This is a genomic window from Citrobacter sp. XT1-2-2 (assembly GCF_023516235.1).
GTDB classification, from domain to species: domain Bacteria; phylum Pseudomonadota; class Gammaproteobacteria; order Enterobacterales; family Enterobacteriaceae; genus Citrobacter; species Citrobacter werkmanii.
Genome location: NZ_CP097324.1, coordinates 4,537,831 through 4,564,025 on the forward strand (window position 1 = coordinate 4,537,831; position 26,195 = coordinate 4,564,025).

General features: G+C 51.0%; 15 protein-coding genes, 2 tRNA genes and 3 rRNA genes. 13 read left to right on the forward strand and 7 right to left on the reverse strand.

Annotated features, from left to right (window positions below):
* Positions 1–71 precede the first annotated feature (71 nt).
* On the reverse strand, positions 72–1,718 hold the full coding sequence (gene groL / locus M4I31_RS21590; RefSeq protein WP_006686275.1) for a chaperonin GroEL: 1,647 nt from the start codon (positions 1,716–1,718) through the stop codon (positions 72–74).
* A gap of 43 nt (positions 1,719–1,761) precedes the next feature.
* The gene (locus M4I31_RS21595) at positions 1,762–2,055 is read right to left on the reverse strand and encodes a co-chaperone GroES (RefSeq protein ID WP_000027827.1); all 294 of its coding nucleotides are present in this window, start codon (positions 2,053–2,055) and stop codon (positions 1,762–1,764) included.
* Positions 2,056–2,329: 274 nt separating this feature from the next.
* Here M4I31_RS21595 and yjeH point away from each other — a divergent pair, with 274 nt between their 5' ends.
* On the forward strand, positions 2,330–3,595 hold the full coding sequence (gene yjeH / locus M4I31_RS21600) for an L-methionine/branched-chain amino acid transporter (protein WP_038636468.1): 1,266 nt from the start codon (positions 2,330–2,332) through the stop codon (positions 3,593–3,595).
* A gap of 47 nt (positions 3,596–3,642) precedes the next feature.
* Here yjeH and M4I31_RS21605 read toward each other — a convergent pair whose 3' ends face one another.
* Entirely contained in the window at positions 3,643–4,119 is a 477-nt protein-coding gene (locus M4I31_RS21605; protein WP_006686272.1) for an FxsA family protein, read from the reverse strand.
* Positions 4,120–4,456: 337 nt separating this feature from the next.
* Between M4I31_RS21605 and aspA the strand changes: the two genes are divergently transcribed.
* From aspA to M4I31_RS21635, 6 genes are all read left to right on the forward strand, one after another.
* A complete protein-coding gene (gene aspA / locus M4I31_RS21610) occupies positions 4,457–5,893 on the forward strand; it encodes an aspartate ammonia-lyase (protein WP_032940252.1) in 1,437 nt (478 codons plus the stop codon).
* 114 nt (positions 5,894–6,007) lie between these two features.
* Positions 6,008–7,309: an anaerobic C4-dicarboxylate transporter DcuA gene (gene dcuA, locus M4I31_RS21615; protein ID WP_038636462.1), complete on the forward strand. Its 1,302-nt coding sequence runs from the start codon at positions 6,008–6,010 to the stop codon at positions 7,307–7,309.
* A 128-nt stretch (positions 7,310–7,437) separates the two neighbouring features.
* Positions 7,438–7,785, forward strand: a complete 348-nt coding sequence (gene cutA, locus M4I31_RS21620) for a divalent cation tolerance protein CutA (RefSeq protein ID WP_003025447.1) — start codon at positions 7,438–7,440, stop codon at positions 7,783–7,785.
* Positions 7,761–9,470 (forward strand): protein-disulfide reductase DsbD, encoded by a 1,710-nt coding sequence (locus M4I31_RS21625; protein WP_085048481.1) that lies wholly within the window; start codon positions 7,761–7,763, stop codon positions 9,468–9,470. The genes cutA and M4I31_RS21625 overlap by 25 nt, the downstream gene beginning before the upstream one ends.
* Before the next feature lie 36 nt (positions 9,471–9,506).
* A complete protein-coding gene (locus tag M4I31_RS21630) occupies positions 9,507–10,082 on the forward strand; it encodes a transcriptional regulator (protein WP_006686267.1) in 576 nt (191 codons plus the stop codon).
* Between the two features lie 311 nt (positions 10,083–10,393).
* Positions 10,394–10,469, forward strand: a tRNA-Phe gene (locus tag M4I31_RS21635).
* A 402-nt stretch (positions 10,470–10,871) separates the two neighbouring features.
* Here the strand turns inward: M4I31_RS21635 and rrf are convergent.
* The 4 genes from rrf to M4I31_RS21655 all read right to left on the reverse strand — a co-directional run bounded on the left by rrf (position 10,872) and on the right by M4I31_RS21655 (position 15,899).
* Positions 10,872–10,987 (reverse strand): 5S ribosomal RNA (gene rrf / locus M4I31_RS21640).
* A gap of 97 nt (positions 10,988–11,084) precedes the next feature.
* Positions 11,085–13,989 (reverse strand): 23S ribosomal RNA (locus M4I31_RS21645).
* 209 nt (positions 13,990–14,198) lie between these two features.
* A tRNA-Glu gene (locus tag M4I31_RS21650) sits at positions 14,199–14,274 on the reverse strand.
* 85 nt (positions 14,275–14,359) lie between these two features.
* Positions 14,360–15,899: ribosomal RNA gene (locus tag M4I31_RS21655) — 16S ribosomal RNA — on the reverse strand.
* The 16S, 23S and 5S rRNA genes sit together here with 1 tRNA gene alongside, the layout of an rRNA operon.
* A 569-nt stretch (positions 15,900–16,468) precedes the next feature.
* Here M4I31_RS21655 and M4I31_RS21660 point away from each other — a divergent pair.
* The 6 genes from M4I31_RS21660 to adiA all read left to right on the forward strand — a co-directional run bounded on the left by M4I31_RS21660 (position 16,469) and on the right by adiA (position 25,950).
* Positions 16,469–18,100 (forward strand): sensor histidine kinase, encoded by a 1,632-nt coding sequence (locus M4I31_RS21660; RefSeq protein WP_038636450.1) that lies wholly within the window; start codon positions 16,469–16,471, stop codon positions 18,098–18,100.
* Positions 18,097–18,816, forward strand: coding sequence for a two-component system response regulator DcuR (dcuR, locus tag M4I31_RS21665; RefSeq protein WP_038636447.1), 720 nt, complete (start codon positions 18,097–18,099; stop codon positions 18,814–18,816). Before M4I31_RS21660 ends, dcuR begins: the two co-directional genes overlap by 4 nt.
* Before the next feature lie 718 nt (positions 18,817–19,534).
* Complete coding sequence (gene dcuB, locus M4I31_RS21670) at positions 19,535–20,875, forward strand: anaerobic C4-dicarboxylate transporter DcuB (protein ID WP_003031873.1); 1,341 nt, start codon at positions 19,535–19,537, stop codon at positions 20,873–20,875.
* A gap of 96 nt (positions 20,876–20,971) precedes the next feature.
* A complete protein-coding gene (fumA, locus tag M4I31_RS21675; RefSeq protein WP_038636444.1) occupies positions 20,972–22,618 on the forward strand; it encodes a class I fumarate hydratase FumA in 1,647 nt (548 codons plus the stop codon).
* A 147-nt stretch (positions 22,619–22,765) separates the two neighbouring features.
* The gene (locus M4I31_RS21680) at positions 22,766–23,398 is read left to right on the forward strand and encodes a DUF2238 domain-containing protein (RefSeq protein ID WP_069325139.1); all 633 of its coding nucleotides are present in this window, start codon (positions 22,766–22,768) and stop codon (positions 23,396–23,398) included.
* 284 nt (positions 23,399–23,682) lie between these two features.
* Entirely contained in the window at positions 23,683–25,950 is a 2,268-nt protein-coding gene (gene adiA, locus M4I31_RS21685; protein WP_110498768.1) for an arginine decarboxylase, read from the forward strand.
* Positions 25,951–26,195: the final 245 nt, after the last annotated feature.

Below are 26,195 nucleotides of genomic sequence, written 5' to 3' on the forward strand. Positions count from 1 at the left end.
CTTACACAAGTAAGTGACTGGGGTGTACGAACGCAGCCAACGAACCTGCGGCTTGAAGTATGAAGATTAAATTACATCATGCCGCCCATTCCACCCATGCCGCCCATACCACCAGCAGCACCTAAGTCAGGCGCATCGCCTTTCGGCAGATCGGTAACCATGCACTCGGTGGTGATCATCAGACCCGCAACAGAAGCTGCGTACTGCAGAGCAGAACGCGTTACTTTGGTTGGATCCAGGATACCCATGTCGATCATGTTGCCGTATTCTTCAGTTGCAGCGTTGTAACCGTAGTTACCGTCACCCGCTTTCACGGTGTTAGCCACTACAGACGGCTCTTCGCCGCAGTTCAGAACGATTTGACGCAGCGGAGCTTCCATTGCGCGCAGCGCAACTTTGATACCGACGTTCTGGTCTTCGTTCTGACCTTTCAGGCCGGCAATTTTGGACGCTACGCGAATCAGCGCAACACCACCACCAGCAACCACGCCTTCTTCTACCGCAGCACGGGTTGCGTGCAGGGCATCTTCAACGCGGGCTTTCTTCTCTTTCATTTCAACTTCAGTCGCAGCACCAACTTTGATTACCGCAACGCCGCCTGCCAGTTTCGCTACGCGCTCCTGCAGTTTTTCACGGTCGTAGTCTGAAGTAGCTTCTTCGATCTGCTGACGAATCTGAGTCACACGACCCTGGATTGCCGCTTCATCGCCCACGCCATCAATGATGGTGGTGGTGTCTTTATTGATAACAACGCGTTTTGCCTGGCCCAGATCTTCCAGAGTGGCTTTTTCCAGTTCCATACCGATCTCTTCAGAGATAACGGTACCACCGGTCAGGGTAGCGATATCCTGCAGCATCGCTTTACGACGATCGCCGAAGCCAGGTGCTTTAACAGCAGCCACTTTCACGATACCGCGCATGGTGTTAACAACCAGAGTTGCCAGCGCTTCGCCTTCAACATCTTCTGCGATAATCAGCAGTGGTTTGCCTGCTTTCGCGACAGCTTCCAGAACCGGCAGCATTTCGCGGATGTTGGAGATTTTCTTATCAGCCAGCAGGATGAACGGGCTTTCCAGTTCAACAGCGCCAGTTTCCGGCTTGTTGATGAAGTAAGGAGACAGGTAGCCACGGTCGAACTGCATACCTTCAACCACGTCCAGTTCGTCCTGCAGACCGGTACCGTCTTCAACGGTGATCACGCCTTCTTTACCGACTTTGTCCATCGCTTCTGCGATCAGTTTACCTACGGTTTCGTCGGAGTTAGCGGAGATGGTACCAACCTGAGCGATTGCTTTAGAGTCAGAGCACGGTACGGACAGCGCTTTCAGTTCTTCAACGGCAGCAGCGACAGCTTTGTCGATACCACGTTTCAGATCCATTGGGTTCATACCCGCAGCAACAGCTTTCAGACCTTCAGTAATGATGGACTGAGCCAGTACGGTTGCGGTGGTGGTACCGTCGCCTGCAGCGTCATTCGCTTTAGAGGCAACTTCTTTCACCATCTGCGCACCCATGTTTTCGAACTTGTCTTCCAGTTCGATTTCACGTGCTACGGAAACACCATCTTTAGTGATGGTCGGTGCACCGAAAGATTTATCCAGAACTACGTTACGGCCTTTTGGACCGAGGGTAACTTTCACTGCATCTGCCAGTACGTTTACGCCGCGCAGCATTTTCACACGAGCGTCGTTACCGAATTTTACGTCTTTAGCTGCCATTTTCTCTTTCCCTTAAATTCGTATGTTCAGTGTCGTTCGCGGATTAGGCTTCAACAATTGCCAGGATGTCACTTTCAGACATGATCAACACTTCTTCATTGTCGATCTTCTCAGATTTAACACCGTAGCCATCGTTGAAAATAACGATATCGCCGACTTTCACGTCCAGCGGCTGTACGGTACCGTTGTCCAGGATGCGACCCTTACCGACAGCGATGATTTCGCCACGAGTTGATTTACCTGCTGCAGAACCGGTCAGTACGATGCCGCCAGCAGATTTGGATTCAACTTCTTTACGTTTGACGATCACACGATCATGTAACGGACGAATACTCATTGATAGCTCTCCTTTGAGAAAGTCTTTATCAGTTATGGGTGACGCCGGCCCGTAAACGGTTTCCCGGCTAGTGACCAGAGAGATGGGGATGGGCTTTTGTGCCTTCAAGGGGGCAAGCGAAAAAAATTTTTTATCAGCAGAAAATCCCGTCAAAACACCGACACGCCTCACATTTCATAACGATTTCAGTCACGTCGTCATAAGCAAATCCGATTGTGATACCATCAAAATCTGCGCTGTAGCCCGGTCAATGGGCATAACCGGATAACAACTTATGAGCGGACTGAAACAAGAGCTGGGACTGGCTCAGGGCGTTGGCCTGTTGTCGACATCATTATTAGGTACAGGCGTTTTTGCCGTCCCCGCGCTGGCTGCGCTGGTCGCTGGCAACAACAGTCTTTGGGCCTGGCCGGTGCTGATTGTTTTAGTCTTTCCCGTGGCGATTGTCTTTGCCGTGCTCGGCCGCCATTTCCCCAGCGCGGGCGGCGTGGCGCATTTTGTCGGTATGGCCTTTGGCTCGCGCCTGGAGCGCGTCACCGGATGGCTGTTTTTGTCGGTAATCCCGGTTGGCTTGCCTGCGGCATTACATATTGCCGCAGGATTCGGCCAGGCGATGTTTGGCTGGCATGACGAGCAGCTTCTGCTGGCAGAACTCGGTACATTGGCGTTGGTCTGGTACATAGGCTCCCGCGGCGCCAGCTCCAGCGCTAACCTACAAACGGTCATTGCCGGGCTGATCGTGGCCCTGATTGTCGCCATCTGGTGGGCGGGCGATCTAAAACCCAGTGAAATCCCCTTCCCTGCAATTAGCGAAATTGAGCTTCCCGGACTGTTCGCTGCCCTGTCAGTGATGTTCTGGTGCTTTGTCGGTCTTGAAGCATTTGCCCACCTGGCCTCTGAATTTAAAAATCCGGAGCGAGACTTCCCGCGCGCGCTAATGATCGGTCTACTGCTGGCAGGTTCTGTCTACTGGGCATGCACCGTCGTCGTCCTCCATTTTGGCGCTTATGGCGAGAAAATGGCGGCGGCGGCATCACTGCCAGAAATTGTTGTACAGCTGTTTGGCGTACAGGCACTGTGGGTCGCCTGCATTATTGGTTATCTGGCCTGCTTTGCCAGTCTCAACATTTATATTCAAAGTTTCGCCCGGCTGGTCTGGTCGCAAGCACAATACAAGCCGGGGAGTTATCTGGCGCGTCTTTCCCCTCGTCACCTTCCGCGCAATGCGCTGAACGCCGTGCTAGGTTGCTGCGTGGTCAGTACTTTGTGCATCTATATGCTGCAAATCAATCTCGATGCGTTAATCGTCTACGCTAACGGCATCTTTATTATGATTTATCTGCTGTGCATGCTGGCAGGTTGTCGATTACTGAAAGGACACTATCGCGCATTGGCGATCGTTGGCGGTTTGCTATGTCTGCTATTGCTGGCGATGGTGGGTTGGAAGAGCCTGTATGCGCTGATTATGCTGGCTGCGCTGTGGTTATTTTTACCCGGCAGGCCGGATAAGTCGACGCTGACGCCATCATCCGGCATATGAACACGTGCCGGATGGCGCTAACGCTTATCCGGCCTACATACTGATGCTTAATCCCGACGATCGTCTTTATGTTCGATACTGTCACGATGCTCGTCTTTGCGCTGGAACTCACCGTCAAAGGTCTCGCCCCCACCCGTTCCGGCGCTAAAACCACCGCCGGGCATACGAGAAAAACGCAAATGTGGCAGCAGTTTCATCGTCAGATGCTTCTGCACCGGGGGTAATAAAAGAAGAAGACCAAGAAAATCGGTGAAAAAACCCGGCAGCACTAATAGCAGACCGGCAATAATCAGCGAAACGCTCTTGATCATTTCTGCAGCCGGGCTTTCACCTGCCGCCATTTTTTGTTGCATCAGTAAAAAGTTCTTAAATCCCTGATTACGAACCAGAGACATCCCGATAACCGACGTAAAAATAACCAAAATCAGGGTCATCAGAACACCCAACACATGGGCAACCTGAATAAAAATAGATATCTCTATGTAAACATAGAGAAAAATGGCAAGTAATGGTATCCAGCGCAAAGGGGACTCCTGTTAATAACAGGCGTTTTGTACAACGTCTGTTCAAAAATTATATGACTCGCATCAGTCAGATATTGAGGTGGTTAGCAAAATTTCAAGTCGCTTGTACACTAATATTTAGTGTTAATCCTAAAGGGGTGATCTATTTCACAGAATAATAAATAAGGGGTAAATTCCACGCTTTAAGTGATCCAGATTACGGTAGAAATCCTGAACCAGCATATGATCTCGGGTATCAGACCGATGCAGGGGATAATCGTCGGTCGAGAAACAATCGAAATCACATATATCCTGTGTGTTTAGTCAAATCATTGGCAGCTTGAAAAAGAAGGTTCACATGTTAAACAACATTCGTATCGAAGAAGACTTGTTGGGTACCAGGGAAGTTCCAGCGGACGCTTACTATGGTGTTCACACTCTGAGAGCGATTGAAAACTTCTACATTAGCAACAACAAAATCAGCGACATTCCTGAATTTGTTCGCGGCATGGTAATGGTGAAAAAGGCAGCGGCGATGGCCAACAAAGAGCTGCAAACCATTCCTAAAAGTGTGGCAAATGCCATCATCGCGGCGTGTGATGAAGTCCTGAATAACGGAAAATGCATGGATCAGTTCCCGGTAGACGTTTACCAGGGTGGTGCGGGTACCTCCGTCAACATGAACACCAACGAAGTGCTGGCCAATATCGGTCTGGAACTGATGGGTCACCAGAAAGGTGAATATCAGTACCTGAACCCGAACGACCACGTTAACAAATGTCAGTCTACCAACGACGCATACCCAACCGGTTTCCGCATCGCGGTATACGCATCCATCATCAAACTGATTGATGCCCTGAACCAGCTGCGTGAAGGCTTCGAGAAAAAAGCCGATGAATTCCAGGACATCCTGAAAATGGGTCGTACCCAGTTGCAGGATGCTGTGCCGATGACCCTCGGTCAGGAATTCCGTGCTTTCAGCATCCTGCTGAAAGAAGAAGTGAAAAACATTGGGCGTACTGCAGAGCTGCTGCTGGAAGTTAACCTCGGCGCAACGGCAATCGGTACGGGTCTGAACACACCGAAAGAATACTCTCCGCTGGCAGTGAAAAAACTGGCTGAAGTTACCGGTTTTGCCTGTGTTCCTGCAGAAGACCTGATTGAAGCAACTTCTGACTGCGGCGCATACGTTATGGTGCATGGTGCACTGAAACGTCTGGCTGTGAAGATGTCCAAAATCTGTAACGACCTGCGTTTGCTCTCCTCTGGTCCACGTGCCGGCCTGAACGAGATCAACCTGCCGGAACTGCAGGCTGGCTCTTCCATCATGCCAGCTAAAGTGAACCCGGTTGTTCCGGAAGTCGTAAACCAGGTGTGCTTTAAAGTCATCGGTAACGACATCACTGTCACCATGGCGTCTGAAGCAGGTCAGCTGCAGCTGAACGTTATGGAGCCAGTAATCGGCCAGGCAATGTTCGAATCCATTCACATTCTGAGCAACGCTTGCTACAACCTGTTGGAAAAATGCGTTAGCGGCATTACTGCTAACAAAGAAGTGTGCGAAGCATTCGTATACAACTCTATCGGTATCGTTACTTACCTCAACCCGTTTATCGGCCACCACAACGGCGACATCGTTGGTAAAATTTGTGCCGAAACCGGTAAGAGCGTACGTGAAGTTGTCCTCGAGCGCGGCCTGTTGACCGAAGCCGAACTGGACGATATCTTCTCAGTACAGAACCTGATGCACCCGGCTTATAAAGCAAAACGTTATACTGATGAAAGCGAGCAGTAATCGTGTAGGGTAGTACCAGAGAAGGCACGTCAGATGACGTGCCTTTTTTCTTGCACGAAGTTACTTAAAAACAACAATTTAATATCAACTTGTTAAACAACAAGGAAGGCTAATATGATAGTTTTAGAACTTATCATCGTTTTGCTGGCAATCTTTTTAGGTGCCAGACTTGGGGGTATCGGTATTGGATTTGCAGGTGGGCTGGGTGTCCTGGTTCTCGCCGCTATCGGCGTAAAACCCGGTAATATCCCGTTCGATGTCATTTCCATTATCATGGCGGTTATCGCTGCCATCTCAGCTATGCAGATTGCAGGTGGTCTGGACTATCTGGTTCATCAAACTGAAAAACTGCTGCGTAAGAACCCGAAATACATCACGATCCTGGCACCCATCGTGACCTATTTCCTGACCATCTTTGCGGGTACGGGTAACATCTCTCTGGCAACTCTGCCGGTTATTGCTGAAGTTGCGAAGGAACAAGGGATCAAACCTTGCCGTCCGCTCTCAACTGCGGTGGTTTCTGCTCAGATTGCGATCACAGCATCACCAATCTCTGCAGCCGTGGTTTACATGTCTTCCGTAATGGAAGGTCATGGCATCAGCTATATTCACCTGCTGTCCGTGGTTATTCCGTCCACCCTGCTGGCCGTTCTGGTAATGTCCTTCCTGGTGACTATGCTATTCAACTCTAAACTGTCTGACGATCCGATTTATCGTAAACGTCTGGAAGAAGGTTTGGTTGAACTGCGCGGTGAAAGACAAGTTGAAATCAAAGCAGGCGCAAAAACTTCCGTTTGGCTGTTCCTGCTGGGCGTAATTTGCGTTGTTGTCTATGCGATCGTTAACAGCCCAAGCCTCGGTCTGGTCGCTAAACCGCTGATGAATACCACCAACGCTATCCTGATCATCATGCTGAGCATCGCGACGCTGACTACCATCATCTGCCGCGTTGAAACTGACTCCATTCTCAACTCCAGCACCTTCAAAGCCGGTATGAGCGCCTGTATTTGTATCCTGGGCGTTGCGTGGTTGGGTGATACCTTCGTATCTCACAACATTGACTGGATCAAAGATACTGCAGGTAGCGTAATTCAGGGTCATCCGTGGCTGCTGGCCGTCATCTTCTTCTTTGCTTCTGCACTGCTGTACTCTCAGGCAGCAACCGCTAAAGCACTGATGCCGATGGCTTTGGCGCTGAACGTTTCCCCGCTGACCGCTGTTGCCTCCTTCGCAGCTGTTTCCGGCCTGTTCATTCTGCCAACCTACCCAACGCTGGTTGCGGCAGTTCAGATGGATGACACTGGTACAACCCGCATCGGTAAATTCGTCTTTAACCATCCGTTCTTCATCCCGGGTACTCTGGGTGTAGTTCTGGCTGTCTGCTTCGGCTTCTTGCTGGGTAGCTTCATGCTGTAAGTTTTTTCTGCAGGGTGCTCGTGCGCCCTGCAGTTCCTCCTCCTCACCCCGCTTTAGCTAACATCCTTCCCTCGTCCGTTGTATAGTGACCACTCTTTAGCTGGTTACTCTGTTCTTTCGAGGTGTTTATGCTTGATGTAAAGAGTCAGGATATTTCCATCCCCGATACCGTTGTGGTGCTCTGTACTGCTCCGGATGAAGCAACCGCCCAGGATCTGGCTGCAAAAGTGCTGGCGGAAAAGCTGGCAGCCTGCGTGACACTTCTGCCCGGTGCAACCTCCCTCTATTATTGGGAAGGTAAACTGGAGCAGGAATATGAAGTCCAGATGATTTTAAAAACCACCGTCACGCACCAGCAAGCCCTTCTCGATTGCCTGAAGTCACATCACCCGTATCAAACACCTGAACTTCTGGTTTTACCCGTCACTCACGGAGACTTTGATTACCGCTCATGGCTCAACGCATCCTTACGCTGATCCTGCTGCTGTGCAGCACATCTACCTTTGCCGGATTATTTGACGCGCCCGGCCGCTCGCAGTTTGTTCCTGCCGATCGGGCGTTTGTTTTTGATTTTCAGCAAAACCAACACGATCTGAACCTCTCATGGCAGGTCAAAGATGGCTACTATCTCTATCGCAAACAGATAAGCATTACGCCATCTCAGGCCGATATTGCCGAGATAAAACTGCCGCCTGGCGTCTGGCATGAAGATGAGTTTTACGGCAAAAGTGAGATTTACCGTAAACAGTTGAATATTCCGGTCACGGTTAATCAGGCCGCAACTGGCGCAACATTAACGGTCACGTACCAGGGCTGTGCCGACGCCGGTTTTTGCTATCCGCCGGAAACTAAAACAGTTCCCTTAAGTGAAGTGTCAGCCGCTGTCGGGGGAGCTCCGGTTACCGCACCTGTCACTGAGGCCCCGGAAGAGAAACCACAGCCCGCAGCCCAGCTCCCCTTTTCCGCGCTGTGGGCATTGCTAATCGGCATTGGCATCGCTTTCACGCCCTGCGTACTGCCGATGTATCCGCTGATTTCCGGCATCGTGCTGGGCGGCAAGCAACGGTTATCAACCGGTAGGGCGCTGCTGCTGACGTTTATCTACGTCCAGGGAATGGCGCTCACCTATACTGCGCTGGGTCTGGTTGTTGCCGCCGCCGGATTACAGTTTCAGGCGGCATTACAGCATCCTTATGTTCTGATCGGTCTTGCCATCATCTTTACGCTGCTGGCTCTGTCTATGTTCGGCTTGTTCACGCTGCAACTCCCTTCCTCATTGCAAACGCGCCTCACGTTGCTGAGTAACCGCCAGCAAGGCGGCTCTCCCGGTAGCGTCTTTGCGATGGGGGCGATTGCGGGTCTCATCTGTTCTCCTTGCACAACCGCGCCGCTAAGCGCGATTTTGCTGTATATCGCTCAGAGCGGAAATATGTGGCTGGGAGGCGGTACGCTGTATCTGTACGCGCTGGGGATGGGCTTGCCGCTGATGTTGATTACCGTCTTTGGCAACCGCCTGCTGCCTAAAAGCGGTCCATGGATGGAACATGTTAAAACCGCTTTCGGCTTCGTCATCCTGGCGCTTCCCGTCTTCTTGCTTGAACGCATCATTGGCGACGAATGGGGCGTGCGCCTGTGGTCACTGTTGGGCGTCGCGTTCTTTAGCTGGGCATTCATTACCAGCCTGCAGGCAAAGCACGCCTGGATGCGTATCGTGCAGATTGTCCTGTTAGCCGCAGCGCTTGTCAGTGTACGTCCATTGCAGGACTGGGCGTTTGGCATGCCGCATGCTCAAACCCAGACACACCTTAACTTTACGCCGGTGGCCTCGGTAGAGGCGTTAAATCAGGTGCTGGCGCAAGCCAAAGGCAGGCCCGTCATGTTGGATTTGTATGCCGACTGGTGCGTGGCTTGTAAGGAGTTTGAGAAGTACACCTTCAGCGATCCGCAGGTTCAGCAAGCACTAGGCGACACGGTGCTTTTACAGGCGGATGTAACTGCAAACAATGCCAAGGATGTCGCTCTCCTGAAACATCTACAGGTTTTAGGTTTGCCAACTATCCTGTTTTTTGATGCCGAGGGTAAAGAGCATCCGGAGGCTCGGGTAACGGGATTTATGGATGCAGCGACCTTCAGCGCACATTTGCGCGATCGTCAACCGTGAGCGACACTTGCAAAAGGAAATACGGAGGAGAATACCGTGCAACGTGAAGATGTCCTGGGAGAAGCCCTGAAATTACTTGAGGTTCAAGGGATAGCCAATACCACGCTGGAAATGGTGGCCGAACGTATCGATTATCCGCTTGATGAACTACAGCGCTTTTGGCCAGATAAAGAGGCCATCCTGTATGATGCGTTACGTTACCTCAGCCAGCGGGTGGATATCTGGCGGCGTCAGCTTTTGCTGGATGAGACCCTGAGCGCGGAACAGAAATTACTGGCACGCTACAGCGCGCTGTCCGAATGCGTGAGCAATAATCGCTATCCCGGCTGCCTGTTCATTGCCGCCTGCACGTTTTATCCCGATCCTGGACATCCAATCCACCAGTTAGCCGACCAACAAAAAAAAGCAGCGCATGACTTCACTCATGAGCTACTGACTACGCTGGAAGTTGACGACCCGGCTATGGTCGCCAAACAGATGGAGCTGGTGCTGGAGGGATGTCTGAGCCGCATGCTGGTGAATCGTAGCCATGCTGATGTCGAAACGGCACACCGTCTGGCGGAAGATATTCTGCGCTTTGCCCAGTGCCGTATGGGCGGCGCGCTAACCTAAGCGAACAAGCCCATCCTGGCCGGTGTGAGTAAGCATAACGCCATCAGTCGTTGAAAACGTGCCATCGCCACGGTGGTGCGAATTAATCGGTTAACCGCCCTGGTCAGCGTGTGATTAAAATTCAGCGAATCACTCTTTTGCCATACTGTCCTTCTTGCACTTTGCATGACCTGTCGGCATCGTGGCGATCTGGAAGATTTGTGCAAACTTCAGGCACAAACGCACAGATTGCCGTAATATTAAGCGGTTGAACCGCTTTTCCTGAAATTTGATTGACTGGCAGGCGCGAATACGGTTTAATGCGCCCCGTTGCCCGGATAGCTCAGTCGGTAGAGCAGGGGATTGAAAATCCCCGTGTCCTTGGTTCGATTCCGAGTCCGGGCACCACTATTTAAAGAACCCGCCCTTGAGGCGGGTTTTTGCTTTTATAGTTTCTGATAGCTTCCAGCCGATCGTTTTACCCTATTTCTGACCCGCCACCTCTCACAAACACCACACGTAAACTCAATCTCGCCGTTAACAGCCAATTTCAGTAAGCAGACGCCAGGGATCTATATAAAAATGGGATTCATCGTAACGGGACGTACAGCGGTGGACGATCTTGGGGTGGGTAGCAGGACAAGCTTTTCCGTAGTGCGGGATTGCCTGATGCGCTGCGCTTATCAGGCCTACATCCAGGTAACAACGGCTGTAGGCCGGATAAGGCGGGACGCTGCATCCGGCAGGTTTCATTTCACACAGACGCAAAAAAGCCCATCCGGCAGGACGGGCTTCTTCACTTTATTTAATGCCTGGCAGTTCCCTACTCTCGCATGGGGAGACCCCACACTACCATCGGCGCTACGGCGTTTCACTTCTGAGTTCGGCATGGGGTCAGGTGGGACCACCGCGCTACAGCCGCCAGGCAAATTCTGTTTATTAACCCGCTTTTCGCCGGTTAATGTCATCTGTAATCAAGCTGAAACTGATGTCTGTCTTTCGCCAAAACATCTTCGGCGTTGTAAGGTTAAGCCTCACGGTTCATTAGTATCGGTTAGCTCAATGTATCGCTACACTTACACACCCGACCTATCAACGTCGTCGTCTTCAACGTTCCTTCAGGAGACTCTAAGTCTCAGGGAGAACTCATCTCGGGGCAAGTTTCGTGCTTAGATGCTTTCAGCACTTATCTCTTCCGCATTTAGCTACCGGGCAGTGCCATTGGCATGACAACCCGAACACCAGTGATGCGTCCACTCCGGTCCTCTCGTACTAGGAGCAGCCCCCCTCAATTCTCCAGCGCCCACGGCAGATAGGGACCGAACTGTCTCACGACGTTCTAAACCCAGCTCGCGTACCACTTTAAATGGCGAACAGCCATACCCTTGGGACCTACTTCAGCCCCAGGATGTGATGAGCCGACATCGAGGTGCCAAACACCGCCGTCGATATGAACTCTTGGGCGGTATCAGCCTGTTATCCCCGGAGTACCTTTTATCCGTTGAGCGATGGCCCTTCCATTCAGAACCACCGGATCACTAAGACCTGCTTTCGCACCTGCTCGAGCCGTCACTCTCGCAGTCAAGCTAGCTTATGCCTTTGCACTAACCTCCTGATGTCCGACCAGGATTAGCTAACCTTCGTGCTCCTCCGTTACTCTTTGGGAGGAGACCGCCCCAGTCAAACTACCCACCAGACACTGTCCGCAACCCGGATTACGGGCCCACGTTAGAACACCAGCCATTAAAGGGTGGTATTTCAAGGATGGCTCCATGCAGACTGGCGTCCACACTTCAAAGCCTCCCACCTATCCTACACATCAAGGACCAGTGTTCAGTGTCAAGCTATAGTAAAGGTTCACGGGGTCTTTCCGTCTTGCCGCGGGTACACTGCATCTTCACAGCGAGTTCAATTTCACTGAGTCTCGGGTGGAGACAGCCTGGCCATCATTACGCCATTCGTGCAGGTCGGAACTTACCCGACAAGGAATTTCGCTACCTTAGGACCGTTATAGTTACGGCCGCCGTTTACCGGGGCTTCGATCAAGAGCTTCTCCTTACGGATAACCCCATCAATTAACCTTCCGGCACCGGGCAGGCGTCACACCGTATACGTCCACTTTCGTGTTTGCACAGTGCTGTGTTTTTAATAAACAGTTGCAGCCAGCTGGTATCTTCGACTGATTTCAGCTCCATGAGTAAATCACTTCACCTACATATCAGCGTGCCTTCTCCCGAAGTTACGGCACCATTTTGCCTAGTTCCTTCACCCGAGTTCTCTCAAGCGCCTTGGTATTCTCTACCTGACCACCTGTGTCGGTTTGGGGTACGATTTCGTGTTACCTGATGCTTAGAGGCTTTTCCTGGAAGCAGGGCATTTGTCACTTCAGCACCGTAGTGCCTCGTCATCACACCTCAGCGTTAAAAGGTACCGGATTTACCTGGAACCTCCGCCTACATGCTTAAACCGGGACAACCGTCGCCCGGCCAACATAGCCTTCTCCGTCCCCCCTTCGCAGTAACACCAAGTACAGGAATATTAACCTGTTTCCCATCGACTACGCCTTTCGGCCTCGCCTTAGGGGTCGACTCACCCTGCCCCGATTAACGTTGGACAGGAACCCTTGGTCTTCCGGCGTGCGGGTTTTTCACCCGCATTATCGTTACTTATGTCAGCATTCGCACTTCTGATACCTCCAGCAACCCTCACAGGCCACCTTCAACGGCTTACAGAACGCTCCCCTACCCAACAACACATAGTGTCGCTGCCGCAGCTTCGGTGCATGGTTTAGCCCCGTTACATCTTCCGCGCAGGCCGACTCGACCAGTGAGCTATTACGCTTTCTTTAAATGATGGCTGCTTCTAAGCCAACATCCTGGCTGTCTGTGCCTTCCCACATCGTTTCCCACTTAACCATGACTTTGGGACCTTAGCTGGCGGTCTGGGTTGTTTCCCTCTTCACGACGGACGTTAGCACCCGCCGTGTGTCTCCCGTGATAACATTCTTCGGTATTCGCAGTTTGCATCGGGTTGGTAAGTCGGGATGACCCCCTAGCCGAAACAGTGCTCTACCCCCGAAGATGAATTCACGAGGCGCTACCTAAATAGCTTTCGGGGAGAACCAGCTATCTCCCGGTTTGATTGGCCTTTCACCCCCAGCCACAAGTCATCCGCTAATTTTTCAACATTAGTCGGTTCGGTCCTCCAGTTAGTGTTACCCAACCTTCAACCTGCCCATGGCTAGATCACCGGGTTTCGGGTCTATACCCTGCAACTTAACGCCCAGTTAAGACTCGGTTTCCCTTCGGCTCCCCTATACGGTTAACCTTGCTACAGAATATAAGTCGCTGACCCATTATACAAAAGGTACGCAGTCACACCCGAAGGTGCTCCCACTGCTTGTACGTACACGGTTTCAGGTTCTTTTTCACTCCCCTCGCCGGGGTTCTTTTCGCCTTTCCCTCACGGTACTGGTTCACTATCGGTCAGTCAGGAGTATTTAGCCTTGGAGGATGGTCCCCCCATATTCAGACAGGATACCACGTGTCCCGCCCTACTCTTCGAGTTCACAACCTGTGCATTTTTGTGTACGGGACTATCACCCTGTACCGTCGGACTTTCCAGACCGTTCCACTAACACACATGCTGATTCAGACTCTGGGCTGCTCCCCGTTCGCTCGCCGCTACTGGGGGAATCTCGGTTGATTTCTTTTCCTCGGGGTACTTAGATGTTTCAGTTCCCCCGGTTCGCTTCGTTAACCTATGTATTCAGTTAACGATAGTGTGACGAATCACACTGGGTTTCCCCATTCGGAAATCGCCGGTTATAACGGTTCATATCACCTTACCGGCGCTTATCGCAGATTAGCACGTCCTTCATCGCCTCTGACTGCCAGGGCATCCACCGTGTACGCTTAGTCGCTTAACCTCACAACCCGAAGATGTTTCACTTCTGATTGCGAAAATTTGAGAGACTCGAACACACCTTTTATCTGTTCTTATTACGGAGAACAGACACAGTGTGTCGTTTCAATTTTCAGCTTGATCCAGATTTTTAAAGAGCAAATATCTCAAACATCACCCGAAGATGAGTTTTGAGATATCAGGGTGCGCGTCTTTCACTCACGAACCAGCAAGTGGCGTCCCCTAGGGGATTCGAACCCCTGTTACCGCCGTGAAAGGGCGGTGTCCTGGGCCTCTAGACGAAGGGGACACTGAAGTCTCAATCGCAAGACGCCTTGCTATTCACTTTTCATCAGACAATCTGTGTGAGCACTGCAAAGGTCGGTTCTTTAAGGTAAGGAGGTGATCCAACCGCAGGTTCCCCTACGGTTACCTTGTTACGACTTCACCCCAGTCATGAATCACAAAGTGGTAAGCGCCCTCCCGAAGGTTAAGCTACCTACTTCTTTTGCAACCCACTCCCATGGTGTGACGGGCGGTGTGTACAAGGCCCGGGAACGTATTCACCGTGGCATTCTGATCCACGATTACTAGCGATTCCGACTTCATGGAGTCGAGTTGCAGACTCCAATCCGGACTACGACATACTTTATGAGGTCCGCTTGCTCTCGCGAGGTCGCTTCTCTTTGTATATGCCATTGTAGCACGTGTGTAGCCCTACTCGTAAGGGCCATGATGACTTGACGTCATCCCCACCTTCCTCCAGTTTATCACTGGCAGTCTCCTTTGAGTTCCCGGCCGGACCGCTGGCAACAAAGGATAAGGGTTGCGCTCGTTGCGGGACTTAACCCAACATTTCACAACACGAGCTGACGACAGCCATGCAGCACCTGTCTCAGAGTTCCCGAAGGCACCAAAGCATCTCTGCTAAGTTCTCTGGATGTCAAGAGTAGGTAAGGTTCTTCGCGTTGCATCGAATTAAACCACATGCTCCACCGCTTGTGCGGGCCCCCGTCAATTCATTTGAGTTTTAACCTTGCGGCCGTACTCCCCAGGCGGTCGACTTAACGCGTTAGCTCCGGAAGCCACGCCTCAAGGGCACAACCTCCAAGTCGACATCGTTTACGGCGTGGACTACCAGGGTATCTAATCCTGTTTGCTCCCCACGCTTTCGCACCTGAGCGTCAGTCTTTGTCCAGGGGGCCGCCTTCGCCACCGGTATTCCTCCAGATCTCTACGCATTTCACCGCTACACCTGGAATTCTACCCCCCTCTACAAGACTCTAGCCTGCCAGTTTCGGATGCAGTTCCCAGGTTGAGCCCGGGGATTTCACATCCGACTTGACAGACCGCCTGCGTGCGCTTTACGCCCAGTAATTCCGATTAACGCTTGCACCCTCCGTATTACCGCGGCTGCTGGCACGGAGTTAGCCGGTGCTTCTTCTGCGAGTAACGTCAATCGCTGTGGTTATTAACCACAACGCCTTCCTCCTCGCTGAAAGTACTTTACAACCCGAAGGCCTTCTTCATACACGCGGCATGGCTGCATCAGGCTTGCGCCCATTGTGCAATATTCCCCACTGCTGCCTCCCGTAGGAGTCTGGACCGTGTCTCAGTTCCAGTGTGGCTGGTCATCCTCTCAGACCAGCTAGGGATCGTCGCCTAGGTGAGCCGTTACCTCACCTACAAGCTAATCCCATCTGGGCACATCCGATGGCAAGAGGCCCGAAGGTCCCCCTCTTTGGTCTTGCGACATTATGCGGTATTAGCTACCGTTTCCAGTAGTTATCCCCCTCCATCGGGCAGTTTCCCAGACATTACTCACCCGTCCGCCACTCGTCACCCGAGAGCAAGCTCTCTGTGCTACCGTTCGACTTGCATGTGTTAGGCCTGCCGCCAGCGTTCAATCTGAGCCATGATCAAACTCTTCAATTTAAGTTTGATGCTCGTGAATTAAACTTCGTAATGAATTACGTGTTCACTCAGAGACTTGGTATTCATTTTTCGTCTTGCGACGTTAAGAATCCGTATCCTCGAGTGCCCACACAGATTGTCTGATAAATTGTTAAAGAGCAGTTGCGACGCGCTTTAGCGCTCTGTCGCGAGGTGGCGTATATTACGCTTTCCTCTTTCAGAGTCAACCCTCATTTTCAGGTTTTTCTCTTCAACCGACCGGGCTGTTTGTGTGAAGTGATTCACATCCGCCGTGTCGATGGAGGCGCATTATAGGGAGTTTCCTTCAGCCCGCAACCCCTAAATGACAGAAAAATGACTGACTGCTGCATTCCACAGCAAAACCCCGCCTTATACCCATTTACACACAGAGTTATCCACAATCGTCAAAAAACTACCGGTACGCATTACTGAAAAATGGAGAGAACCGGCCCAGAACACTCTATATATAGAAGAAGTATTGGCAGCCTAAGCCCACATTCCTTACCACCTTTGAATTACGCATGCCGTCGGGCGATAATACCCGCACAAACCGTGATTCCAGGACCGTGATGAGACACTCTCTGCAACGTACTGCTATACGCAAACGCCCAATGAAGCTCGGCACTACCGTGATCCTCATGGTCAGTGCAGTACTCTTCTCAGTGCTGCTTGTTGTTCATCTGATTTACTTTTCGCAAATCAGCAACATGACACGCGATGCATTAGCGGATAAAGCGCTTGCGGTCGCGCGGACGCTGGCAAACTCGCCGGAGATCCGCCAAGGGTTAATGAAAAAACCCGAGGAAAGCGGTATTCAGGCGATAGCTCAGGCGGTGAATAAGAGCAACGATTTTTTGTTCATCGTCGTCACCGATATGCAAAGCATTCGTTATTCCCATCCCGAAGCGCAGCGAATCGGCCAGCCATTTAAAGGTGATGACATTTTGCTGGCTCTGCAGGGCAAAGAGAATGTTGCCATTAATCGCGGGTTTCTGGCTAAAGCTCTGCGTGTGTTTACCCCTATCTATGATGAGCATCACCGACAGATTGGCGTGGTGGCGATCGGCCTTGAGCTAAGCAGAGTGACTGAGCAGATCAATAACAGTCGCGGCAGCATCTTCTGGTCCATCTTGTTTGGCGTTCTGGTTGGGTTACTCGGCACATGGGTATTCGTCAAAGTCCTTAAGCGCATTCTGTTTGGCCTGGAGCCGTATGAAATCTCCAATCTGTTCGAACAACGCCAGGCGATGCTGCACTCTATAAAGGAAGGTGTCATTGCCGTTGACGAGTGTGGTGAGGTCACGCTAATAAACCAGGCGGCGCAGGAGTTGCTTGATTACCACAAATCCCAAGACGATGCCCAGCTCTCAACGCTCAGCCACGCGTGGTCACAGGTGGTCGATTTTTCGCAAGTACTACGCGATGGAACGCCACGCCGCGATGAAGAGATCACGGTGAAAGATCGGCTACTCTTAATTAACACTGTTCCGGTACTCAGCAACGGAAAAATCATCGGGGCCATTTCAACGTTCCGCGATAAAACTGAAGTTCGGAAACTGATGCAACGCCTGGACGGTATGGTTAACTATGCCGACGCACTTCGTGAACGATCCCACGAATTCATGAACAAATTGCACGTGATTCTGGGATTATTGCACCTGAAAAGTTATAAGCAGCTTGAAAATTACATCCTGAAGACCGCGAACAATTATCAGGAAGAGATTGGCTCACTGTTAGGAAAAATAAAATCTCCGGTGATCGCTGGATTTTTACTCAGTAAGATTAATCGCACATCTGATTTAGGTCATAGTCTGGTCATTAGCAATGAAAGCCAATTGCCGGAAAACAGCAATGAAGATCAGGTAGCGGTGCTGATTACCGTTTTGGGGAATTTGATTGAAAACGCCCTGGAGGCGCTAGGTCAAGAACCCGGTGGCGAGATCAGCGTATCCTTGCACTATCGACACGGCTGGTTGCATTGCGAAGTGAATGACGATGGTCCAGGGATCGCCCCTGAACACATTGAGCACATCTTTGAGAAGGGCGTCTCGTCAAAAGGAACCGAACGAGGCGTCGGTTTAGCACTTGTGAAACAGCAGGTTGAAAGTGTTGGCGGCAATATTTCCGTCGAGTCTGAACCTGGGGTCTTCACCCAATTTTTTGTACAGTTACCGTGGAATGGTGAGAGGGCCAGCAGATGATCAATGTCTTAATTGTCGATGACGATGCAATGGTAGCGGAATTAAATCGTCGTTATGTCGCGCAACTCTCCGGTTTTCATTGCTGCGGAACAGCCTCTACGCTGGAGAAAGCCAAAGAGATCATCTTTCATAGCGGTCATCATATCGATTTGATTTTGCTGGATATTTACATGCAAAAAGAAAACGGTCTGGATCTGCTGCCCGTTCTGCACAGCAAAGGCTGCAAGTGTGATGTTATTGTCATCTCTTCCGCCGCTGACGCGACCACCATCAAAGACTCTCTGCACTATGGTGTCGTTGACTACCTGATCAAACCTTTCCAGGCTTCCCGTTTTGAAGAAGCGCTAACCGGCTGGCTACATAAGAAAACAGAGATGGAAAAGCATCAGTACTATGAACAGTCTGAGCTTGACCAACTTATTCACGGCAGCTCCTCCAATGAGCAGGAAGTACGCCGCTTACCCAAAGGGCTAACGCCACAAACATTACGTACGCTGTGCCAGTGGATTGATGAGCACCAGGATCAGGAGTTCTCTACGGATGAGCTAGCCAATGAGGTCAATATCTCCCGCGTCTCTTGCCGTAAATACCTTATCTGGCTGGTTAATTGTCACATCTTATTTACCAGCATCCACTATGGCGTGACCGGTAGACCTGTTTATCGTTACCGCGTTCAGGCAGAGCAATACTCATTGCTTAAACAATATTGCCAATAAATACATTTTGGGATTATTTGTTATTTGAAAGTAACAATTATTAAAATAATGAAAAATCCCTATTTTACTGGCTGAAGCAGAAGCATTATCAATTTGCGTTAGATCAAATATATTTGTACACAGCATGTCAAAAGCTATATTTCAATATTGATAAACATCACACTGTTTTTAATTTCAAAATCGCTAACAAAAGTTAATTAAGTATTATCTGACTCGCAGAGTGTGTATTTTTACCCATAAAGGATTAGTCTGAAATTAACCAGAGATACAAAATCTGGACTGGTAGCAATGGAGACCATGCTACGTACCATGGACACCGTACATTTTTGTGAGCAAATAAAAGTATCCGTACGCCGATCTCATTACATAATGAAATGGCGTGACCGTGATCACACAAATAACCCACTCACTCATTCTGTCCGTGGTTCATGTCATAGCGGAAAACGCAAAACAGATAAATTACAGCGTCAACCGCAGCTCTCTATGCCCAGTTCTGCTTCCCATCGCCTGAGGATTTTCTCCTCTGTTCAACGCCACAGAAAAAAACTAAATATCGCCATAACTTTAAAAAAACATTCTAGCAAGACATTTGAACATTAATCGCAAATACGGACATATCGAATACTGACCATTTTTTGATGCTTATTCTGGCAAAAAAGAATGTGCCACAGATCCATTTTTCAAAAAATTGACTGGGTTTTTCGCGAGGGTAAATAAAATGTTATTTAGTATACAACTTCTCATAATATTAATATGTTTGTTTTATGGTGCCAGAAAGGGCGGTATCGCACTGGGCTTATTAGGCGGTATCGGCCTGGTCATTCTGGTTTTCGTTTTCCATCTCCAGCCGGGTAAACCACCTGTAGACGTTATGCTGGTTATTATTGCCGTGGTGGCCGCATCGGCAACCTTGCAAGCCTCCGGCGGCCTTGACGTTATGCTGCAAATCGCTGAAAAGCTGCTGCGCCGTAACCCAAAATACGTTTCTATCGTCGCACCGTTTGTTACCTGCACCCTGACGATTCTCTGTGGTACAGGCCACGTGGTATACACCATCCTGCCAATCATTTATGACGTTGCCATTAAGAATAATATTCGCCCGGAACGTCCAATGGCGGCGAGTTCTATCGGTGCGCAAATGGGTATTATCGCCAGCCCGGTTTCCGTAGCCGTGGTGTCACTGGTCGCCATGCTGGGTAATGTGACGTTTGAAGGTAAACATCTCGAATTCCTCGACCTGCTCAGCATCACCATCCCGTCTACCCTGCTGGGTATACTGGCTATCGGTATTTTCAGCTGGTTCCGTGGTAAAGATCTGGATAAAGATGAAGAATTCCAGAAGTTTATTTCCGTACCTGAAAACCACAACTATGTTTATGGCGACACCGCCACGCTGTTAGATAAAAAACTGCCGAAAAGCAACTGGCTGGCCATGTGGATCTTCCTCGCCGCTATCGCCGTGGTTGCTGTGCTCGGCGCATTCTCTGAGCTGCGCCCTACCTTCAGCGGCAAACCGCTGTCCATGGTACTGGTTATCCAGATGTTCATGCTGCTGACCGGTGCGCTGATTATTATCCTGACGAAGACTAATCCCGCTTCAATATCTAAAAACGAAGTCTTCCGTTCCGGTATGATCGCGATTGTGGCGGTGTACGGTATTGCCTGGATGGCCGAAACAATGTTCGGTGCGCACATGACAGAAATCGAAGGTGTGCTGGGTAATATGGTGAAAGAGTATCCGTGGGCCTATGCAATTGTTCTGCTGCTGGTATCCAAGTTTGTAAACTCCCAGGCAGCGGCGCTGGCGGCGATTGTTCCAGTCGCGCTGGCAATCGGGGTTGATCCAGCGTACATCGTTGCTTCGGCGCCGGCATGTTACGGTTACTACATTCTGCCGACCTACCCGAGCGATCTGGCTGCTATTCAGTTTGACCGTTCCGGTACCACCCACATCGGCCGCTTCGTTATCAACCACAGCTTCATTCTGCCTGGCTTGATCGGCGTAAGCGTATCCTGTGTCTTTGGTTGGATATTCGCCGCAATGTACGGTTTCCTGTAATCACAGTTCGCGTGCCGTCCGCGTTGGTACGGCACGCCACTCTTAAGACACAGTGAATTTCTAAATTCCTGATAAAAATGAAAAGGCTGGAAGCAAATGTCAAAAGTTGAATTCACTTACCAGGCGGCTTTCCCACTGGGGGAAGACAAAACTGAGTACTACCTGCTGACATCCGATCACGTCAGCGTCGGCGAGTTTGAAGGCGAGACTATCCTGAAAGTAGCCCCTGAAGCACTTACGCTACTGGCTCAGCAAGCCTTCCACGATGCCTCCTTTATGCTCCGCCCTGAACACCAACAGCAAGTCGCCTCAATTCTCCATGATCCCGAAGCCAGCGAAAACGATAAGTACGTGGCGCTGCAGTTCCTGAGAAACTCCGAAATCGCCGCCAAAGGCGTATTGCCAACCTGCCAGGACACCGGTACGGCCATTATCATGGGTAAAAAAGGCCAGCGCGTGTGGACCGGCGGCGGCGATGAAGCCGCGCTCTCCAGAGGCGTATTTAATACCTATATTGAAGATAACCTGCGCTACTCGCAAAACGCGGCGCTGGATATGTACAAAGAAGTGAATACCGGCACCAACCTGCCTGCGCAAATCGATCTGTACAGCGTGGACGGTGATGAATACAAATTCCTGTGCGTGGCCAAAGGCGGTGGCTCAGCCAACAAAACCTATCTGTATCAGGAAACCAAAGCGCTGCTGACTCCCGGAAAACTGAAAAACTTCCTGGTGGAAAAAATGCGTACGCTGGGTACCGCAGCTTGCCCGCCGTACCATATTGCATTCGTCATTGGCGGCACGTCAGCGGAAAGCACCCTTAAAACGGTGAAGCTGGCCAGCACGCACTACTATGATGCGCTGCCGACTGAAGGCAATGCCCACGGCCAGGCGTTCCGCGATCTGCAACTGGAACAGGAACTGCTGATCGAAGCACAGAAACTCGGCCTCGGCGCTCAGTTTGGCGGAAAATACTTCGCACATGACATCCGCGTGATCCGTCTACCTCGCCACGGCGCGTCCTGCCCGGTAGGTATGGGCGTTTCCTGCTCCGCGGACCGTAACATTAAAGCCAAGATTAACCGCGAAGGGATCTGGATTGAAAAACTGGAACATAATCCAGGTCAGTACATTCCCGAATCTCTGCGCCAGGCTGGCGAAGGCGAAGTGGTTAAGGTAGACCTTAACCGTCCGATGAAAGAGATCCTCGCCCAGCTTTCGCAGTACCCGGTTTCTACCCGCCTGTCACTGAGCGGCACGATTATTGTTGGTCGTGACATCGCCCACGCGAAGCTAAAAGAGCGTATTGAGTCCGGCGAAGGTCTGCCGCAGTACGTGAAAGATCATCCGATCTACTACGCGGGCCCGGCAAAAACGCCAGCGGGTTATCCGTCCGGCTCTTTAGGGCCGACTACCGCAGGTCGTATGGACTCCTATGTTGACCTGTTGCAGTCACACGGCGGCAGCATGATCATGCTGGCAAAAGGCAACCGTAGCCAGCAGGTGACAGACGCTTGCCACAAACACGGCGGTTTCTACTTAGGCAGCATCGGCGGACCGGCAGCGGTACTGGCGCAGCAGAGCATTAAGCATCTGGAATGCGTGGAATACCCGGAGCTGGGTATGGAAGCTATCTGGAAAATCGAAGTAGAAGATTTCCCGGCGTTCATCCTGGTCGATGATAAAGGCAACGATTTCTTCCAGCAAATCGTCAGCAAACAATGCGCTAACTGCGCGAAGTAACCTATTCGGCCCGGCACTGGACTGACACTAAACTTTTGGCGTCAGTCCAGCGATCCCCCCGGGCCACCTTAATCCCCCCATTTACTGGCGTTGAATTTTTGCTGCTCACAGGGAATAGTAATCTTTTCCATTACGTGTGAATTCATAATGCTCCGCACACTGAACCCCATGATTTTGCAGTCTGGCGCGCTGATTCTGGCGCTGATCCTTATCTACACCGGCATCTGTGCCACTGAGAAAATCACCTGGCTGATGGAAGTCACGCCGGTCATTATCGTCGTACCGTTGTTGCTGACTACCGTAAAGCGCTACCCGTTGACGCCGCTGCTCTACACGCTAATTTTCTTTCACGCCATCATTCTGATGGTCGGCGGTATGTATACCTATGCCAAAGTCCCCGTCGGTTTTCAGGTTCAGGAATGGCTGGATCTTAGTCGCAATCCCTATGACAAGCTGGGTCACTTCTTTCAGGGGCTGGTGCCAGCGCTGACGGCACGAGAGATTTTAGTGCGCGGTAATATTGTCCGTGGCCGAAAAATGCTGGCATTTTTAGTCTGCTGCGTGGCGTTGGCGATTAGCGCGACCTATGAGCTGATCGAATGGTGGGCGGCGCTGGCAATGGGTCAAGGAGCTGATGATTTTCTCGGCACGCAGGGCGACCCGTGGGATACCCAATCCGATATGTTTTGCGCCCTGCTTGGGGCCTTAACCACCGTGATTTTACTGGCGAGAACGCATTGCAAGCAACTGCGCCATTATGGGTTAATCACCGCCAACTGAATGAAATCATTACCGGATGTTGCTGATCCACATCCGGCCTGCATGCTTGCCATTCAGCAATATCAGTATCAGCCAAAAAAATAGTCCCCCTGTCGATAAACGGCGGTTAAAATCCGCCCTCAACACAGCATAACTCATTGTTTAAAAACATATAAAATACAAAATAGACTATTTTTCACCCGCTTTACAGCCCATTTTCTCAGGATAATACTTGCCTGCGTCACATTCATACGGTGTGTCTGCAATCCATAAATTGCAACCTTTCCACAACCGGGTAAAAGATGATGAAAGTATTAATTGTTGAAAGTGAGTTTCTGCATCAGGACACCTGGGTCGGTAGCGCTGTCGAACGTCTGGCTGACGCATTAAGCCGCCAGAATGTTACCGTCATTAAGTCCACCTCATTCGACGATGGTTACGCCATCCTCGCCGCAAATGAAGCCATTGATTGCCTGATGTTCAGCTATCAAATGGAACAACAAGATGAGCACCTGAATGTCAGGCAATTGATCGGCAAGCTCCACGAGCGCCAGCAAAACGTTCCTGTTTTCCTGTTGGGCGATCGCGAAAAAGCCACCGCATCGTTGGATCGCGACCTGCTGGAGCTTGTCGATGAATTCGCCTGGATTCTGGAAGATACCGCAGACTTTATCGCCGGGCGCGCCGTGGCGGCGATGACTCGTTACCGCCAGCAGCTTCTGCCGCCGCTGTTCAGCGCGCTGATGAAATACAGCGACATCCATGAATATTCCTGGGCGGCGCCTGGCCACCAGGGCGGCGTCGGTTTTACCAAAACCCCAGCCGGTCGTTTCTATCATGACTACTACGGCGAAAACTTATTCCGTACCGACATGGGTATCGAACGCACCTCCCTGGGTTCACTGCTGGATCATACTGGCGCATTTGGCGAGAGCGAAAAATATGCCGCCCGGGTGTTTGGCGCTGACCGCTCCTGGTCCGTGGTGGTCGGGACTTCCGGCTCTAACCGCACCATCATGCAAGCCTGTATGACCGACAACGACGTCGTGGTGCTGGATCGCAACTGCCATAAATCGATTGAACAGGGGCTGATCCTTACCGGGGCAAAACCGGTATACATGGTGCCTAGCCGCAACCGCTACGGCATTATCGGGCCTATCTACCCGCAGGAAATGCAGCCTGAAACATTGCAGAAAAAAATCAGTGAAAGCCCACTGACAAAAGGCAAAGCCGGACAAAAACCGTCATACAGCGTCGTGACTAACTGTACCTATGACGGCGTTTGCTACAACGCAAAAGAGGCGCAGGACCTGCTCGCGCAAACCAGCGATCGTATCCACTTCGATGAAGCCTGGTACGGCTATGCCCGCTTTAACCCAATTTATGCCGACCACTACGCCATGCGTGGCGCGCCGGGCGATCATAACGGCCCTACCGTTTTTGCCACCCACTCGACTCACAAACTGCTGAATGCGCTCTCCCAAGCATCTTATATTCACGTCCGTGAAGGTCGTGGGGCCGTGAACTTCTCCCGCTTTAACCAAGCGTACATGATGCACGCCACCACCTCTCCGCTGTATGCCATCTGCGCATCAAACGATGTGGCGGTTTCCATGATGGATGGTAACAGCGGCCTGTCGCTCACCCAGGAAGTGATTGACGAAGCAGTCGATTTCCGTCAGGCCATGGCGCGGCTGTACAAAGAATTCACCGCCGAAGGCGACTGGTTCTTCAAACCGTGGAACAAAGAAGTGGTAACCGATCCGCAGACCGGCAAAACCTATGACTTTGCCGATGCGCCAACCCAACTCCTGACCACTGACCAGAACTGCTGGGTAATGCGTCCGGGCGAATCCTGGCACGGGTTTAAAGATCTGCCGGATAACTGGAGCATGCTGGACCCGATTAAAGTCAGCATTCTGGCACCGGGTATGGGCGACGATGGCGAACTGGAAGAGACAGGTGTTCCTGCAGCTCTGGTCACCGCCTGGCTTGGCCGTCACGGTATCGTGCCGACGCGTACCACCGACTTCCAGATTATGTTCCTGTTCTCAATGGGGATTACCCGTGGGAAATGGGGCACACTGATCAACACGTTGTGCTCTTTCAAACATCACTACGATGCGAATACTCCGCTGGCACAGGTAATGCCTGAACTGGTTGAGGAATATCCAGACACTTACGCAAACATGGGCATTCACGATCTTGGCGACACCATGTTTGCCTGGCTGAAAGAGAACAACCCTGGCAGCCGTCTCAATGCAGCCTACTCCGGCCTGCCTGTTGCTGAAATTACACCGCGTGAAGCCTATAACGCGATAGTCAGCGATAACGTTGAGATGGTGGCCATTGAAAATCTGCAGGGCCGTATAGCAGCGAACTCTGTGATTCCTTACCCACCAGGAATTCCGATGCTGTTGTCCGGTGAAAACTTTGGCGACGCCAATAGCCCGCAGATTAGTTATCTACGTTCGTTGCAGTCCTGGGACCACCATTTCCCTGGATTTGAACATGAAACCGAAGGAACGGAAATTATTGACGGTGTGTATCACGTCATGTGCGTGAAAGCATAATGTCTTTTTGAGATAGTCCGATTTGAAGGATGACATGTCATGCTTGAGTAATTCCTGAGTATTGCTGCAAAACAATAACATTGTCATACCTTTTTGCGCGGGACCACCCCGCGCTTTTTTTATACGAAAATTGCACGTTGCCACTTGCGTAAAATTTTATGTACACGGCAATAATCCCTACAGATATTGTAATTAATCTAAATATCGCTATTTTATCGCCTGTCTTGATTCATCACACAATTTCA